This window comes from Pantoea sp. BL1, assembly GCF_000963985.1.
GTDB lineage: Bacteria > Pseudomonadota > Gammaproteobacteria > Enterobacterales > Enterobacteriaceae > Pantoea > Pantoea rwandensis_B.
Map to the genome: position 1 here is coordinate 60,231 of NZ_JZRH01000003.1, position 17,045 is coordinate 77,275.

General features: G+C 55.4%; 16 protein-coding genes. 2 read left to right on the forward strand and 14 right to left on the reverse strand.

Annotated elements, in window-relative coordinates; genetic code table 11:
* Positions 1 to 2: 2 nt before the first annotated feature.
* From VH86_RS01830 to xerD, 9 genes are all read right to left on the reverse strand, one after another.
* Positions 3 to 650 carry an urea carboxylase-associated family protein gene (locus VH86_RS01830; protein WP_045831698.1) on the reverse strand — a complete coding sequence of 216 codons (648 nt, stop codon included), beginning with the start codon at positions 648 to 650 and terminating at the stop codon, positions 3 to 5.
* Positions 634 to 1,266 (reverse strand): DUF1989 domain-containing protein, encoded by a 633-nt coding sequence (locus VH86_RS01835; RefSeq protein WP_038645028.1) that lies wholly within the window; start codon positions 1,264 to 1,266, stop codon positions 634 to 636. The genes VH86_RS01830 and VH86_RS01835 overlap by 17 nt, the downstream gene beginning before the upstream one ends.
* 2 nt (positions 1,267 to 1,268) lie before the next feature.
* Entirely contained in the window at positions 1,269 to 2,105 is an 837-nt protein-coding gene (locus VH86_RS01840) for a transporter substrate-binding domain-containing protein (RefSeq protein WP_038645026.1), read from the reverse strand.
* Between the two features lie 252 nt (positions 2,106 to 2,357).
* Complete coding sequence (locus VH86_RS01845; protein ID WP_038645024.1) at positions 2,358 to 3,209, reverse strand: MurR/RpiR family transcriptional regulator; 852 nt, start codon at positions 3,207 to 3,209, stop codon at positions 2,358 to 2,360.
* Between the two features lie 158 nt (positions 3,210 to 3,367).
* Complete coding sequence (gene lysS / locus VH86_RS01850) at positions 3,368 to 4,888, reverse strand: lysine--tRNA ligase (RefSeq protein ID WP_045831699.1); 1,521 nt, start codon at positions 4,886 to 4,888, stop codon at positions 3,368 to 3,370.
* Positions 4,889 to 4,897: 9 nt separating this feature from the next.
* A protein-coding gene (gene prfB, locus VH86_RS01855; protein ID WP_097118019.1) for a peptide chain release factor 2 occupies positions 4,898 to 5,996 on the reverse strand; the annotation gives its coding sequence in 2 pieces (ribosomal slippage) (positions 4,898 to 5,920 and positions 5,922 to 5,996; 1,098 coding nt in all).
* A 223-nt stretch (positions 5,997 to 6,219) separates the two neighbouring features.
* On the reverse strand, positions 6,220 to 7,944 hold the full coding sequence (recJ, locus tag VH86_RS01860) for a single-stranded-DNA-specific exonuclease RecJ (RefSeq protein WP_045831700.1): 1,725 nt from the start codon (positions 7,942 to 7,944) through the stop codon (positions 6,220 to 6,222).
* A 9-nt stretch (positions 7,945 to 7,953) separates the two neighbouring features.
* Positions 7,954 to 8,667: a bifunctional protein-disulfide isomerase/oxidoreductase DsbC gene (dsbC, locus tag VH86_RS01865; RefSeq protein WP_045814659.1), complete on the reverse strand. Its 714-nt coding sequence runs from the start codon at positions 8,665 to 8,667 to the stop codon at positions 7,954 to 7,956.
* A gap of 22 nt (positions 8,668 to 8,689) precedes the next feature.
* Positions 8,690 to 9,583, reverse strand: a complete 894-nt coding sequence (gene xerD, locus VH86_RS01870) for a site-specific tyrosine recombinase XerD (protein ID WP_045831701.1) — start codon at positions 9,581 to 9,583, stop codon at positions 8,690 to 8,692.
* Between the two features lie 102 nt (positions 9,584 to 9,685).
* Between xerD and fldB the strand changes: the two genes are divergently transcribed.
* On the forward strand, positions 9,686 to 10,204 hold the full coding sequence (gene fldB, locus VH86_RS01875) for a flavodoxin FldB (RefSeq protein WP_038645015.1): 519 nt from the start codon (positions 9,686 to 9,688) through the stop codon (positions 10,202 to 10,204).
* Positions 10,205 to 10,219: 15 nt separating this feature from the next.
* On the opposite strand, the gene VH86_RS01880 is transcribed toward fldB, so the two are convergent.
* Together VH86_RS01880 and sdhE are read right to left on the reverse strand one after the other, a co-directional pair.
* Positions 10,220 to 10,621, reverse strand: coding sequence for a protein YgfX (locus VH86_RS01880; protein WP_045831702.1), 402 nt, complete (start codon positions 10,619 to 10,621; stop codon positions 10,220 to 10,222).
* Positions 10,596 to 10,862, reverse strand: coding sequence for an FAD assembly factor SdhE (gene sdhE / locus VH86_RS01885; protein WP_038645011.1), 267 nt, complete (start codon positions 10,860 to 10,862; stop codon positions 10,596 to 10,598). The genes VH86_RS01880 and sdhE overlap by 26 nt, the downstream gene beginning before the upstream one ends.
* 218 nt (positions 10,863 to 11,080) lie before the next feature.
* Between sdhE and ygfZ the strand changes: the two genes are divergently transcribed.
* Positions 11,081 to 12,064, forward strand: a complete 984-nt coding sequence (gene ygfZ / locus VH86_RS01890) for a tRNA-modifying protein YgfZ (protein WP_038645009.1) — start codon at positions 11,081 to 11,083, stop codon at positions 12,062 to 12,064.
* 291 nt (positions 12,065 to 12,355) lie between these two features.
* On the opposite strand, the gene VH86_RS01895 is transcribed toward ygfZ, so the two are convergent.
* The 3 genes from VH86_RS01895 to gcvP all read right to left on the reverse strand — a co-directional run bounded on the left by VH86_RS01895 (position 12,356) and on the right by gcvP (position 16,992).
* A complete protein-coding gene (locus VH86_RS01895; protein ID WP_045831703.1) occupies positions 12,356 to 13,009 on the reverse strand; it encodes a hemolysin III family protein in 654 nt (217 codons plus the stop codon).
* Between the two features lie 177 nt (positions 13,010 to 13,186).
* A complete protein-coding gene (locus tag VH86_RS01900) occupies positions 13,187 to 13,930 on the reverse strand; it encodes an SDR family oxidoreductase (RefSeq protein WP_045831704.1) in 744 nt (247 codons plus the stop codon).
* A 188-nt stretch (positions 13,931 to 14,118) separates the two neighbouring features.
* A complete protein-coding gene (gene gcvP / locus VH86_RS01905; protein ID WP_045831705.1) occupies positions 14,119 to 16,992 on the reverse strand; it encodes an aminomethyl-transferring glycine dehydrogenase in 2,874 nt (957 codons plus the stop codon).
* Positions 16,993 to 17,045 lie beyond the last annotated feature (53 nt).

Genomic DNA, 17,045 nt, shown 5'->3' on the forward strand with positions numbered 1-17,045 from the left:
CGTTACTCCGCGTTAAAGTCGTGCAGATTTTCCGCTACAGACAGCAGCAGCGGTGCGGGTTGATCGTTGCCCTCAATGCCGGTGTTGCAGGCCGAGACGATGAACTGGGTGTCCATCACCACGCGGCAGGTAATGCTGTCGCCGGCTTTGGTCAGGTTCGGCTCTGGCAGGATGTCGCCCGCACGTGTCAATTTGACGTGCATAAACAGGTTAATCGGGTCTGGTAGCTTCGGCACCACCATGCCCAATCGCGCCAGCTCGCCGCTCACCGCTTCCAGGCAACCTTCGCCCTGATAACCCTTTTCCGCCAGGAATGTGCGGGTGGAGGCTGGCAGCAGCAGGTCATGGCGCTTCACGCTGTCTTTGCCTAATACCATCATTGGGCGGCGGCGGTTGTTGACCAGACGCATGCCCGAGCCGAGCAGATAGCTGTTGCTGAACACGCGAGTGTGATGCACGGACAACCACACCGCCGGATCGGCAAGGCTGAAGCCAAACAGAGAGGCCACCGCGCCGTCGCCCTGGGCCGTGATGCGCAGCAACTGGCCGCGCAGCACTTTAATCGAGCCAACGCTGCCCGGTTCAACCGTGACCGCTTGTGCCAGCGTGCGCTCAGCGGTCTCTTCATAACTTTCACGCATTAACAGCATGATTCATCTCCTCTGCGTGAAATTCGTCACTCACCACGATATCAATCGGCGTGACCTGCAAACCGTTGCCGGGAATGATGTCCTGCGGGCAGGACGACACCGAACAAATCAGATCGCACAGCGCTTCAAAAGTAATGCTGTCGCCTGCCTTGCTGTTGGGATCGGTGACTTCCATCCGGCCATCGGCGGTCACCGGGCCGTTCTGGAACAGGTTGAACGGCTCAGGTAACGAGAAATACGTCACGCCAAAGGCCTTCATCCCTTCCAGCAGGTTATCGACGCAGTTGCGGTGGCCTTCGACACCGAAATCGACGCTGAAACGTGTGCGATCGCACGCTGGCACGTTGGCATCGTGGATGCCGATGCTGTCCGCCAGGATACGCAGCATCGGGCGGTTTTCACTCGACCACAGCGCGTCGCCGGGTTTGAAGAACAACGAACGCAAGTGCTGGCGGGTATGCACCGGCGACAGCTTTTCATTTAAATCATCGGCGTTGACGGCGACGAAATCCGCCGCCTGCTGCCCTTCACTGTCAATCACGGTAATAAACTGGCCCTTACGCACGCGGAAGGTTTTGCCATGGCCCGCAGGCACAGTCAGATTGCACTGGCACATAATTACTCCTGAGGAATGAAATCGCTGGCGGGCACGGTAAAGGTGGTGCCGAGATACTGCTGCTGCAGTTTGGTCAGCTCGCCATCCTTCTGCATCGCCAGAATATGGTCGCTGATGGCTTTGTTCAGGCTGCCGTCTTCTTTACGTGTTGCCCAACCCATCCACTGTGAAGGACCGACTTCGCCGACCTGCGCCACTTTACCGGCGTATTTTTTCGCCACTGGCGCCAGCACTGAGATGTCGTCGTAGACGAAGTCCGCGCGTTTGGTCATCAGGGTGCTGACGGTCTGATCCAGCGAATCCACGTTGATGATGGTGATGGGTTTTTTACCCTCTTTTTTCAGCTGCTCGTTAAAGCCTTTCAGCAACTGCTCGGGCACGCTGGCGGTTTTCACTGCACCACGCAGTCCGGACAGGCTTTCCGGGCTGAGGGTTTTGCCGCTGAAGGTGCTGGCTTCACTTTCGCGCACCAGCACGCCGTTGACGGTTTTGCTGTAAGGCACGGTGAACAGCACTTTTTTCGCACGCTCAGCGGTGATGTTAAGGGAAGAGCCTTCGGCATTGAACGAGCCAGAAATCAGGCCCGGCAAAATGCCGCTGAAGGCGGTTTTCTGAAACTCCAGTTTCACACCGAGATCTTTGGCGAAGGATTGCATGATCGCCACGCTGTAGCCGGTGATCTCACCTGAATCATTGGTGTATTCGTATGGAGGAAAGGTTGGATCGATGCCAACGGTGATTTTGCCGCTGCTTTTGATGTCACTCAGGGTGTCGGCTTGCGCCTGCGCCATGGTGCCAACGGAGAGAAGTGCGGCGATCAGCAGTGCTGTTTTTTTCATTGTGGTGTTTCCCTGGTGTTGGTGAAATGTCTTTTTCTACTGAGCATATTTTGTGCCAGCTTTTTCACCCTCCAGGTAACACCTTTGAGGTACAAGGGGTATTACTGAATAAAATCAGTGAGAAACATATGTTTCTTTAATTAAAAATTAAATTTCTTAGGTTTCATGAAGGTAAAAGTGGACTGATAATACGGGGGGATGATTGCACCTTTTTAGTGCAAATACTGGCGCATGGCGCGCCAGAACGGGGCATTATTCGAGTTCGTCGAGGGACTGGTGCAACGCTTCAACCTGCGCGAGGTAATCGTTACTGGTTTTGCCCATTTGTCGGGCCACCAGTGAACAGAGCAGATTGCAGACACCCGAGAGCGCGGCGGTGCTGTCGAACATCAGGCTACTGTCGGTGTGGCAGCGCACTACCCATTGCGCATGGCGCGCCGGTTTACCGGATAGCACGTCGGCGATATACAGCATCGGCACGGCGCGTTCTGCCAGCGCGTTCATTGCCGCTTCCAGCGCAGGCATACGCCGACGCAGGCCAACACAGATCACCACATCCTGCTGATTCAGGGCGGCGAGATGCTCCGCCAGCGAATCGCCGGGACGCGGCAACAGGCGCACATCGGGATGGATATGCACCAGATCGCGGTAAATCAGCTGTGCAATGGTCTGACTGTGACGCCAGCCCATCACCACCACGCGGCGTGACTGCGCAATGGCGCTCACCGCCTGTTGCAGCTGTTCACTGTCCAGCGTGCGATAGCTGTTGACCAGGTTGGCGATCTCTTTTTCCAGGTGCTGCTGCATGATGCTGGCGAGCGGTGATGCGGTCGGCACGGCTTGCAGATAGAGCGGTGAGCCGCTGCTCTGCATATCACGCGCCTGACGGCGGGCGGCTTCATAGCTTTCGTAACCGAGATGACGGAAAAAACGCGTGGTGGTGGCTTTGGAAACGCCGGCACTCTGTGCCAGTTCGGTCGCGGTGTTCATCGCCAGCTGGCCAGGTGCCGCCAGCAGCACGTCGGCCAGCCGCTGCTCATGGCTGGAGAGTTGATCCCAGTGCTGTTGTATCCGGCCCTCTAACGTTGCCGCTTTTGCACTCATGGTGATTCCCTGAAAATAAAAAAACTATCCTGCACAGAGCGTGCCGGGTTGTCATCAGGAATTTTATTTGGAAAGGGAAATGAAAAAATCGCCGAATAAAAAAGGCCGCCATAAATGGCGGCCTTTACAAACTCACTGCAAAGTGCGCAGGTTTTGCCTTATTTACTGCTTGGACGCAGCGCAGGGAACAGGATCACATCACGGATGGTGTGGCTGTTGGTGAACAGCATTACCATACGGTCGATACCGATGCCCAGACCTGCAGTTGGCGGCAGGCCGTGCTCCAGTGCGGTGACGTAGTCTTCGTCGTAGAACATCGCTTCGTCATCGCCCGCGTCTTTTGCATTCACCTGCTGCAGGAAACGCTCAGCCTGATCTTCTGCATCGTTCAACTCGGAGAAGCCGTTACCGATTTCACGGCCGCCGATGAAGAACTCAAAGCGGTCAGTGATTTCCGGGTTCTCGTCGTTACGACGTGCCAGTGGTGACACTTCAGCCGGGTATTCGGTGATGAAGGTTGGCTGAATCAGATGTGCTTCTGCAGTTTCCTCGAAGATCTCGGTCACCACGCGGCCCAGACCCCAGCTCTTTTCCACTTTGATGTGCAGCGATTTGGCAATCGCGACAGCTTTATCAAAGTCTTCCAGATCGTTCAGGTCGGTTTCCGGACGGTATTTCTTGATCGCTTCACGCATGGTGAGCTTCTCAAATGGCTTGCCGAAATCGAAGCTGTGGTCACCGTAAGGCACTTCAGTGGTGCCCAGCACGTCCTGCGCCAGGGTGCGGAACAGGCTTTCAGTCAGTTCGATGAGATCTTTGTAATCCGCATACGCCATATAGAGTTCCATCATGGTGAACTCTGGGTTATGACGTGGCGAAATACCTTCGTTACGGAAGTTACGGTTGATCTCGAACACGCGATCGAAGCCGCCGACGACCAGACGCTTCAGATACAGCTCCGGTGCAATACGCAGGTACATATCGATGTCGAGCGCATTGTGATGGGTGATGAACGGACGGGCTGACGCGCCGCCAGGGATCACCTGCATCATCGGCGTTTCCACTTCCATAAAGTCGCGATTCACCATGAACTGACGGATGCCGGCCATGATTTTTGAGCGTACTTTAAAGGTGTTACGTGATTCGTCGTTAGAGATCAGATCGAGATAACGCTGACGATAACGGGTTTCCTGGTCGGCCAGGCCGTGGAATTTATCCGGCAGCGGACGCAGCGCTTTGGTCAACAGACGCAGTTCAGTGATGTGGATCGACAGCTCACCGGTTTTGGTCTTGAACAACTTACCACGCGCGCCAAGGATATCGCCCAGATCCCACTTTTTGAACTGCTCGTTGTAGACGCCTTCTGGCAGATCGTCACGTGAAACGTAGATCTGAATCTGGCCGCCAACGTCCTGCAGCGTAGCAAAAGAGGCTTTACCCATGATGCGGCGGGTCATCATACGGCCGGCCACGCTCACTTCAACGCCGAGCGCTTCCAGCTCTTCGTTCTCTTTCGCGTCATAGCTGGCGTGCAGCAGATCTGACGTGGTATCGCGGCGGAAATCGTTAGGAAACGCGATGCCCTTTTCACGCAGCGCGCTGAGTTTTTCGCGACGCGCTTTCAGTTCGTTGTTTAACTCAAGGGCGGCATCAGCGCTCTGCGGTTGTTGTTCAGACATGTCGGTTCCTTATAACCCTGCTTTTAAACTTGCTTCAATGAAGCGGTCGATGTCGCCATCCAGCACCGCCTGGGTGTTGCGCGTCTCTACGCCGGTGCGCAGATCTTTGATACGCGAATCGTCGAGTACGTATGAGCGAATCTGACTGCCCCAGCCGATATCGGATTTGTTGTCTTCCGCAGCCTGCTTGTCAGCGTTTTTCTTCTGCATCTCATATTCGTACAGCTTCGCACGCAACTGCTTGAAAGCCTGATCTTTGTTCTTGTGCTGTGAACGGTCATTCTGGCACTGCACCACAATGTTGGTCGGCAAGTGGGTAATACGCACCGCAGACTCGGTTTTGTTAACGTGCTGACCACCCGCACCCGAGGCACGGTAAACGTCGATACGCAGATCGGCCGGATTGATGTCGATATCGATGTTGTCATCCACTTCCGGGTAGATAAACACCGAACTGAAGGAGGTATGACGACGGCCGCCGGAGTCAAATGGACTCTTACGCACCAGGCGATGGACGCCGGTTTCGGTACGCAGCCAGCCAAACGCGTAGTCACCGATGATTTTAATGGTGGCGGATTTGGTCCCGGCCACTTCACCGTCTGACTCTTCGATAATTTCGGTTTTATACCCTTTGGCTTCCGCCCAGCGCAGATACATGCGCAGCAGCATGCTGGCCCAGTCTTGCGCTTCGGTGCCGCCAGAACCGGCCTGAATATCCATGTAGCAGTCGGCGCTGTCATACTCGCCTGAGAACATGCGGCGGAATTCGAGTTCGCCCAGCTTGGCTTCTAAACCATCCAGTTCGATAACGGCTTCGTTGAAGGTCTCTTCGTCATCGGCTTCCACCGCCAGATCCAGCAAGCCCTGCACATCTTCCAGGCCCTGACGCATGTGATCTAAGGTTTCTACTACCGCTTCCAGCGAAGCGCGTTCTTTACCCAGCGCCTGCGCGCGTTCAGGTTCGTTCCAGACGTCAGGCTGTTCCAGCTCGGCGTTTACTTCTTCGAGGCGTTCTTTCTTGGCATCATAGTCAAAGATACCCCCTAAGAACGTCGCTGCGCTCAGTGAGGTCTTGAATACGATTTTTGACCGGATTAATTTCAAACATGGCTTTTCAGTCTTTTTTGACGATTCGGTGAAAGGAGATAAAAAGTAACGCGCTAGTTTACCCGAAACTGCGCGTACTTTGTAGCATTGCAGGTATGCGAGATAGCGCAACAGAATAGGTTTTTATGCGCCGAAAGGGATTCGGTGACCAACAATGGCGAGCCAGGGTCACTCGCAGCAGGTTACCGGGTGCGCTTTTACACGCACCCGAATGAATGACGCGGTTATACCGGCCAGATATGGTCGATAATCAGTTGAACCGAGCGGTTGCCACGGTATTCGTTGATATCGAGTTTGTAGGCCAGCTTCACCTGGCGCACGCTGGTATCCGGCCACAAGGTAGTATCAACGTTAAACGCGATACCATCCAGTAGCGGTCCGCCGCCCAGTGGCTCAATCATGACCTTCAGGTGACGCTCGCCCACCAGCTTTTGTTGCAGCAGTTTGAACTGGCCATCAAACACCGGTTCCGGGAACGTCTGGCCCCACGGACCGGCTTCACGCAGCATTTCGGCGGTGTGTAGCGTGAACTCCTGTGCGTGCAGTTCGCCATCAGACCAGATCACGCCCTGCAGCGCTTCGCCATCCAGCCATTCGTCGATCAGCGCAGCAAAGCGCTCGCGGAACAGTTCGTATTTTTCGGTTTCCAGCGACAGGCCCGCCGCCATCGCGTGGCCCCCAAACTTCATCATCATGCCGGGATAGAGCGTATCGAGACGCTCTAGCGCATCACGTAAATGCAAGCCAGCAATCGAACGACCCGAGCCTTTTAGCGTGCCATCGCCGGCTGGTGCGAAGGCGATGACCGGACGATGGAAACGCTCTTTCAACCGTGATGCCAGAATGCCGACCACGCCCTGATGCCATTCGGGATGATAGAAGGCCAGCCCCAGCGGCAGATCGGTGTGCTGGCGTTCCAGCTCATCGCACAGCGCCAGCGCTTCGCTCTTCATGCCCTGCTCAATCTCTTTGCGCGTCTGGTTCAGCGCATCAAGCTCGTTGGCAAGCATGCGCGCCTGCGCAATGTCTTCGGTGAGCAGCAGAGCCACGCCGACCGACATATCATCCAGTCGACCGGCTGCATTGAGGCGAGGCCCGACGGCAAAACCGAGGTCGCTGGCCGCCAGTTGACGCGCATCGCGGTTGGCGATCTCCAGCAGCGCGCGGATACCCGCCCGGCATTTTCCGGCGCGGATGCGGCTCAAGCCCTGCCACACCAAAATGCGGTTATTGGCATCCAGCGGCACCACGTCAGCCACCGTACCTAGCGCGACCAGATCCAGCCACTCCGCCAGATTAGGTTCGTTTCGGCCATCACTAAACCAGTTCTGCAGACGCAGGTGCGCACGCAGCGCCAGCATCAGATAAAACGCCACGCCCACACCCGCTAACGAACGCGAAGGGAATGCGCTGTCATTGAGATTCGGGTTAACGATCGCTTCCGCTGCTGGCAACGTTTCGCCAGGCAAGTGGTGATCGGTGATCAGCACGGGAATACCGTGCTGATGGGCGGTTTCTACGCCTGCATGGGAAGAGATGCCGTTATCCACGGTGAGAATCATCTCCGCACCGCGCGCACGTGCCTGTTCGACCACTTCAGGACTCAGGCCGTAGCCATCCTCAAAGCGGTTTGGCACCAGATAATCGACGTTTCCGCCCATGCTGCGCAGCGCTAAAACGGTTAATGCGGTGCTGGTTGCGCCATCGGCATCAAAATCACCGACCACCACAATACGACGGCCTGTTTCCAGCATCTGATGCAGTAAGGCTACCGCTTGATCGATGCCACCCAGGGTTTGCCACGGCAGCAGATGTTTTGCACCACGCTCTAGCTCAGCGGCCTCTTTGACACCGCGTTGCAGGTATAAACGGCGCAGTAACGGGGGTAAGGTATCAGGTAAGCTGGCGTCAGCCTGAATTTCACGCCGACGCAGTTCGACAGAATGCATCACTGTGAATTAACCGCCCCGCTTCTGACCATCAAGAACTTGTTTGAGCTCCTGCGGACCTTGATAGCCCGGGATCATCGCGCCGGTATCGGTGAGAATCGCTGGGGTGCCCTGAATGCCATACAGGATGCCGAGTTGGTAATGCTTATCCAGATCGATCTTACAGGTCGCTGGCGCATCCATTTGAGGTACATCGCCCTTCATCGCGGCATCAAAGGCCTTGTTGCGATCGGCACTGCACCAAACGGCGCGCATGGCTTTTTCCACCTGACCGTGCAAACCTTCACGCGGGAATGCCAGGTAACGAACGGTGATGCCCAGCGCATTGTAGTCGGCTATCTGCTCATGCAGCTTGTGGCAGTAGCCACAGGTGATATCGGTAAACACGGTAATCACATGCTGCTCTTTTGGCGCTTTATAGACGATCATTTCCGGCGCCAGCGCGTTCATTTTTTTGTCCAGCAGTTGGTTAGTCACGTTCACCGGCTGTGCACCGCTGACATCGTACAGCGGGCCCTGAATCATGTGTTTACCATCTTCAGAGACGTACAGCACTCCGCTCTCGGTCAGCACGGTTTTCATGCCTGGCAGAGGTGAAGGCTGAATTTCGGTCTGCTGCAAACCGAGTTTTTTCAGGGCCTGCTGAATGGCGCTGTCATCGGCATGAGCCAGACCGGCAAAGGCGCTGACCAGCAATGCCAGCATCGTTAACTGTTTTTTCATCTCAATTCCTTGTTGCCGCGGTTCAAGCACGCGGATGATGCTGTTGATGTAACTGACGCAGGCGCTCAGTGGCCACATGCGTATAAATTTGGGTGGTGGAGAGGTCGCTGTGTCCCAGCAACATCTGTACGACGCGCAAATCCGCACCGTGGTTCAGTAAATGTGTGGCAAATGCGTGGCGAAGCACGTGTGGTGATAGCTTTTCGCTGTCGATACCGGCAAGGGTGGCATAGTGTTTGATGCGATGCCAGAAAGTCTGACGCGTCATTTGTTGCGCGCGGTTACTGGGGAACATCACATCCAGTGTTTGCCCATTCAACAACCACGGCCGACCGTGCGCCATATAGTGCTCCAGCCAGTAAATCGCTTCTTCACCTAATGGCACAAGTCGCTCTTTATTACCTTTACCAATCACACGCACCACCCCCTGACGCAAACTGATGTCGCTGAGGGTTAAGCCTACCAGCTCCGAAACACGTAAACCGGTGGCATACAGCAGTTCCAGCATCGCTTTGTCACGTAGCTCAAGCGGCACATCAATACTCGGTGCCTGCAGCAGACGTTCTACCTGGTTTTCACTGAGGTCTTTTGGCAATCGCTGCGGCAGTTTGGGCGCGGAGAGCAGTGCGCTGGGGTCATCACCACGCAGCTTTTCGCGATAGAGGTATTGAAACAGACGGCGCATCGCGCTGAGCGTACGCGCAGAACTGGTGGCCTTGTAGCCGCCTTCGACGCGTTCGGCGAGAAACTGCTGCAGGTCAAGCGCTTCCAGCGTCAGCAGCGTGAGTTCGTGGTGGTGTAACCAGCCGGTGAGCGTTTGCAAATCCTGGCGGTAGGACGCAAGGGTATTTTGCGCCAGGTTACGCTCAATCCAGAGCGCATCCAGAAATTGTTCAATCAGATCGCTATCCTGCACGGTTCCCCCCAAACACGTGTGAAATCGTGCTCATTATGCCTGAAAGTCACCTGCTTCTGGTACAATTGCGCCAAAGTGAGTTTCAGTCAGAGCATTAATTGCATGAATATCGGTCTGTTTTACGGTTCAAGTACCTGTTACACCGAGATGACGGCGGAGAAGATTCGCGATTTTATCGGTGAAGAGTTAGTCACGCTGCACAACCTCAAAGATGAAGATCCCTCGCTGATGGAGCAGTACGATTTGCTGATCCTCGGCATTCCCACCTGGGATTTCGGTGAGTTGCAGGAGGACTGGGAAGCGGTGTGGCAGCAACTGTCCGCGCTGAATTTGCAGGGAAAAATTGTCGCGCTGTACGGTATGGGCGATCAGGCCGAATATTCAGAATGGTTCTTAGATGCACTCGGCATGTTGCATGAGTTGCTGCAGCCAATGGGCGTGCAGTTTGTCGGTTACTGGCCGCTGGAAGGCTATGAGTTTGCCAGCAAAAAGCCACTCACAGCTGACGGCACCCAGTTTGTCGGCCTGGCACTCGACGACGTGAATCAGTTCGAGCTGAGTGAAGATCGTGTCGAACAGTGGTGCGAACAGATTCTGACGGAAACGGCCGCACTGCTTTAACGCGGCGCATCTCTGTCACGCAGAAAACAAGCAGGCGCGCAGTGAGCGCCATGCATAGGGCGGCAGGTTGTCCATCATCAACCACAGCCGCCAGCGCTTGCCCTGCTGATTTTGCAACGTCAACAATACGCCGAAAGGCAACCAATCTGCCTGCCGCGCTAATTGCCAGCGCGCTCCACGCCAATGCCAGTCACCCTGTTCATCCAGCCCTAAGCGACCGGTGCGCTGCCTGAGCCGACGTTCATTGCGCCCGCACTCCAGCAGCATCAGAATCAGCAGTGGGGCTTTGCCCCACACCACGCCCTCGGGCCACTCAAGACTCAACAGCCAAACGGTGACCAGCACATACAGCGTCACGTTAAGCGCCCGAGCGCTGCGTGACGGCTGCACATCACATTGGAACCGGTCCGCGTTCACGGTTGCGCTGCTGAATCAGTTGCACCATGCGCTTGAACTCTGGGTCAGCGGGTTCGCCGTGGTTCATCAACCAGTTAAACAGGTCAGGATCGTCACTCTTGAGCAGGGCGATAAACACCTGCTTATCGGTGTCAGTGAGCGAGTCATATTCGTATTTGAAGAACGGCATGATCGAGACATCCAGCTCCAGCATGCCGCGACGGCACGCCCACTGAACGCGAGCTTTATCATGAATTTCCATGTGTCTTTTTTCCATGGCTGAAAACAGTGGCGCTCAGTGTACCTGCTTTTTTCTCTGCCTGCAGGCGCAGCGCTGAATGCTGCGTGATATTGCGCACAACAGTTCTACCCATTGCAGGGTTATCACGCGATTTGTGCGCCAGATTAGGTAAACAGGTTGCAAAGCAGCACTGCTCTTTTAACATTGGAAGCAATATTATTATTAATCAGGACGCACCCATGCCGATTTTCACCCTTCCGCCACGCCAGCCAGCTGCGGCATCACGCCTGCCATTAACCCTGATCTCCCTCGACGAGTGGGCGCTGGTGTCAGTGCAGGGCAAAGACAGTACCTCATATCTGCAAGGTCAGGTCACTTTAGATGTTGCAGCAATGGACGCCACCCAGCATCGTCCGGCAGCCCATTGCGACGCAAAAGGTAAAATGTGGAGCAACCTGCGTCTGTTCCACCGCGGCGAAGGTTACGCCTACATCGTTCGCCGTAATCTGCGTGAACAGCAGCTTAACGAACTGAAGAAATATGCGGTGTTCGCCAAAGTCACCATCGCTGCCGATGATGATGCAGTACTGCTGGGTGTGGCCGGTTTTCAGGCACGCACGGCACTGGCTGATGTGTTTGCCACCCTGCCGGATGCAGAAACACCGGTGGTACAACAAGGTGAGAGCACGCTGTTGTGGTTTGAACACCCCGCCGAACGTTTCCTGCTGGTGACCACGCTGGCTCAGGCAGAAACGTTGAAAGAGAAGTTAGCCGGTGCTGCACAGTTCAATGACAGCACGCAGTGGCTGGCGCTGGATATTGAAGCGGGCATTCCGGTGATTGAAACCGCCACCAGCGCGCAGTTGATTCCGCAGGCAACCAACCTGCAGGCGCTGGATGCGATTAGCTTTAAGAAAGGCTGTTACACCGGTCAGGAGATGGTGGCGCGAGCTAAATTCCGCGGGGCCAATAAGCGTGCGCTCTACTGGCTGGCGGGTAGCGCCAGCAAAGTACCGCAGGCTGACGGTTCCATGGAGCTGCAGATGGGCGACAAATGGCGTCGCACCGGCACCGTATTGAGCGGTGTGCAGCTGGACGACGGCAGCGTTTGGGTACAGGTGGTGATGAACAACGATCTGGAGCCAGACAGCGTGCTGCGCGTGGAAGGTGATGAAGGCGGGAAGCTGACCATTCAGCCGCTACCGTATTCACTGGTCGATTGATTTGCCTTTCTGGTGCGCATTCATGCGCACCTCTGGAAAACCCGCATGTTTCCCCCGTAAAGTCGCTATTTATGGCGACTTTGCCGAAAATCACACCCGGTTGATGACGCCATTTACGGCGACCTGGCCTCTTATTCCACCCAGTTGATGGCGCTATTTATGGCGACCAGGCCGATTATCACACCCGGTTGATGACGTCATTTATGGCGACATGGCCTAATATTCCACCCAATTGATGACGCTGTTTATGGCAACATGGCAACATGGCAACATGGCAACATGGCAACATGCTTAGGCTACATAAAAGTAGATCGCACAGAAGTGTAAAACGCTGCCGCCCAGCACAAATCCATGCCAGATAGCGTGGTTATAAGGGATTCGGCGCGAGACGTAGAAGATTACTCCCAGCGAATAGACAATCCCGCCCGCAGCCAGCAACCACACACCTCCGGCTGACAGCTTGGTCGCCAACTGATAAATCACCACCAGCGACAGCCAGCCCATGCTGAGATAGGTGACCAGCGACAGCGCTTTAAAGCGGTGGGCAATCGTCAGTTTGAAGATGATACCTGCCAGCGCCAGGCTCCAGATCACCACCATCAATCCTTGCGCCAGCGGAGATTTCAACCCAACTAACAGGAAAGGTGTATAGGTGCCCGCGATCAGTAAATAGATTGCGCAGTGGTCCAATTTCTTCAGCCAATATTTCGCTTTCTGGTGCGGAATGGCGTGATAGAGCGTTGAGGCGAGAAACAGCAAAATCATGCTGCCACCATACAGGCTATAACTGGTGATGGCGGTGACATCAGCGCGCATGTCAACGGCTTGTGTTAACAACAACACCAAACCAACAACGCCGAAAATGCAGCCGATCCCGTGGCTAATACTGTTGGCGATCTCTTCGGCTAGCGAGTAGCCCTGAGCAAGTATTCGATTCTGTGCCATACGCTAACGTCCTGGAAAACGGGTTAAGAACTGTGTTTTTTATCAACATCAGGGTAACCGGGAAAAATTTCAGAGTACACATGTACGCTAAAATAATTCTATGACAGGCGTGTGACAAATGGCCGATGGCAGCGCTGTCGATCACGCCGCCTCAGTGTCGAATAGTCAATCAGAAGATTAGCGACCACCTGCCGCATCAATAAAGGTGCCGGTGACGTAAGAAGCGGAATCACTTGCCAGCCAGATAATCGCAGCGGCGATCTCTTCAGCCTGACCACCGCGCTGCATCGGCAGCGAACGGGCTACACGATCGACTCTGCCAGGTTCACCCCCATCGGCGTGCATCTCGGTATAGATTAAGCCCGGCCGCACGCTATTGACGCGAATGCCCTGCGCCGCCACTTCCAGCGATAAGCCTTTAGTCAGCGTGTCCATCGCCCCTTTTGACGCCGCGTAATCAACATACTCGCCCGGCGCACCGAGACGTGCAGCCGCTGAGGAAACATTGATTATCGAACCGCCCTTCCCGCCGTGTGCGGTACTCATGCGCTTCACCGCTTCCCGACAGCAGATAAAGGTGCCGGTAACGTTGGTGGCGAACACGCGCTGAATACGCTCAGCATCGAGATCTTCCACGCGACACTGCGTAAACAAAATCCCGGAATTGTTGACCAGCACGCGCAGGTTGCCTGCCTGCTGATCAAGCTGCTGAAACATGCGTACCACTTCCGCTTCAATGGCAATATCGGCCTGTATGGCGAATGCACTGCCGCCCAGCGCTGCAATCTCTGCCACCACCTGCTCTGCCTCAGTAATGCGCTGGCGATAATTGACCGCAACACGATAGCCCGCCTGCGCCAACATCAGTGCTGTTGCGCGTCCTATGCCACGGCTACCGCCAGTGACTAATGCCAGATCCATGTTGCCTCCAAAATAGAAAAAGGGCCGATTTCTCGGCCCTCAGAATAGGTGTTCAAAAAGTGTTTAGCCAAAATAATTTAAGTTGCACAAGGCTGCGGGTCCCACTCTTCCCGGCAGTCCACAGTAGTCCGTGAAGGGGATGAATGGGAGCGACCAACGCCATGGCAGCCCCCAGCACAACCGCTAAATTATTGGTATTCGCTCATTGGAACACAGGAGCAGAACACATTGCGGTCGCCAAACACATCATCCAGACGCTTCACGGTTGGCCAGTATTTGTTGGCGCTGCCTGCCGGGAACACCGCCAGTTCGCGGGTGTACGGATGCGCCCACTCACCAACGATCTCCATCTGGGTATGAGGTGCATTCACCAGCGGATTATCCTCAGCGGGCCATTCGCCGTCGGCTACGCGGTCAATCTCCATGCGGATGGAGAGCATCGCATCGATAAAGCGATCCAACTCGATTTTGCTTTCGGATTCCGTTGGCTCAACCATCAGCGTTCCGGCCACCGGGAAGGACATGGTTGGCGCATGGAAGCCGTAGTCGATCAGACGTTTGGCAATATCCAACTCGCTGATGCCGGTCTGCTCTTTCAGCGGACGAATATCGAGAATACATTCGTGCGCCACGCGACCATCGCGACCTGCATACAGAATTGGATAAGCGGATTGCAGACGGCTGGCAATATAGTTGGCATTCAGAATCGCTACCGAACTCGCCTGCTTCAGACCTTCCGCACCCATCATGCGAATGTACATCCAGCTGATCGGCAGAATCGAGGCGCTGCCAAATGGCGCGGCGGATACCGCGCCCTGCTGTGTCAGCACGCCATCGATTTGCACCACGCTGTGGCCCGGAACAAACGGTGCCAGATGCGCTTTCACGCCAATCGGTCCCATACCTGGACCACCACCGCCGTGTGGAATGCAGAAGGTTTTATGCAGGTTAAGGTGCGAGACATCGGCGCCGATGTAACCTGGCGTGGTGATACCCACCTGTGCGTTCATGTTGGCACCGTCCAGGTAAACCTGACCGCCATACTGATGCACGATCTGGCACACTTCACGAATGGTTTCTTCGTAAACGCCGTGGGTTGAAGGATAGGTCACCATGATGCAGGACAGCTCATCGCCAACCTGAGCGGCTTTCTCACGCAGATCGCCGAGATCGATGTTGCCTTGTTTATCACAGGCCACCACCACCACTGCCATGCCCGCCATCTGTGCAGATGCCGGGTTAGTGCCGTGTGCAGAACTTGGGATCAGGCAGACATTACGTCCCCCTTCATTGCGGCTTTCGTGATAACGACGAATCGCCAGCAGACCGGCATACTCACCCTGTGCGCCAGAGTTGGGCTGCATGCAGAGTGCATCGTAACCGGTGAGCTGCACCAGCCACTGTGACAGCTGGCCAATCATCTGCAGATAGCCTGAAGCCTGTTCTGCCGGGCAGAATGGATGCAGTTCAGCAAATTCTGGCCATGTAATCGGGATCATTTCGGCAGCAGCGTTGAGTTTCATGGTGCAGGAACCGAGCGGGATCATTGCCTGGTTCAGTGCCAGATCCTTTTTCTCCAGGCTGTGCATGTAACGCATCATCTCGGTTTCGCTGTGATGACGGTTAAACACGGGATGGGTCAGGAACTCGCTTTCACGTGACATGCCTGCCGGAATAGCACTGTTTTCTGCGGCTACGCTGGCATCCAGGGCATCAATTTCCTGACCATGTGCATCACCCAGCAGAATCGCAAACAACGCCTGCACGTCTTCACGTGAGGTGGTTTCATCCAGGGTGATACCCACGCCGTTAAGCACGTCACTGCGCAAGTTAACGCCAAAGCTCAGCGCACGATTCAGCACTTCCGCTTTATCGGCTACTTCAACGGTTAAGGTGTCGAACCAGCTGTTGTGGCGTAGCTTCAGGCCACCCTTTTTCAGACCCGCGGCCAGAATGCTGGTCAAACGGTGGATGCGCGAGGCGATACGCTTCAGGCCCACTGGACCATGATAAACCGCATACAGACCGGCGATGTTCGCCAGCAGCACCTGAGAAGTACAGATGTTGGAGTTGGCTTTCTCACGACGAATATGCTGTTCACGCGTTTGCATCGCCATGCGCAGCGCGGTGTTGCCTGCGGCATCGCGCGAAACGCCAATGATACGGCCCGGCATGGAGCGTTTGTGCTCATCGCGGCTAGCGAAGAAGGCGGCGTGCGGACCGCCGTAACCCATCGGCACACCAAAGCGCTGAGCGGATCCGAAGACGATATCAGCGCCCTGCTTACCTGGCGCTTCTAACTGCACCAGCGCCATGAAATCGGCAGCCACGCTCACCACAACTTTACGGCTTTTCAGCTCGGCAATCAGTGAACGGTAATCATGCACTTCACCACTGGTGCCCACTTGCTGCAGCAGCACGCCAAACAGGTCGTCGTGATCCAGCGCTTTGCTGGCGCTGTCGATGATCAGTTCAAAACCAAAGGTTTCTGCACGCGTGCGCACCACATCCAGGGTTTGCGGATGGATGTCTTCGGCGATAAAGAATTTACCGGCATTTTTCAGTTTGCTGACGCGCTTCGCCATCGCCATCGCTTCGGCAGCCGCGGTGGCTTCATCAAGCAGTGAAGCAGAGGCGATATCCAGCCCGGTTAAGTCCAGCGTCAGGGTCTGGAAGTTCAGCAGCGCCTCAAGGCGGCCCTGTGAGACCTCTGGTTGGTACGGGGTGTATGCGGTGTACCAACCTGGGTTTTCCAGCATATTACGCAGGATAACCGGCGGAGTGATCACGGCACTGTAGCCCATGCCGATCCAGGATTTGTAACGTTGGTTCTGACTGGCAATGGCTTTCAGCTCTGCCAGTGCTTGCTGTTCGGTCGCGGCATCACCGACCGCAGGCGGGCCTGGCAGTTGGATATCGGCAGGCACGATGGCGCTGATCAGTGATTCCAGAGAGCTGGCACCAATCGCTTCCAGCATGGTGGCCTGCTGCGCGGGTGTAGGACCGATATGGCGCTCAATGAAAGCACCGTTATGTTCAAGCTGGCTGAGAGTTTGGGTCATTTGCAGTAAATCCTGAATCGGGCTGGGTTACAAAAACGGCATTAAATCAGGCA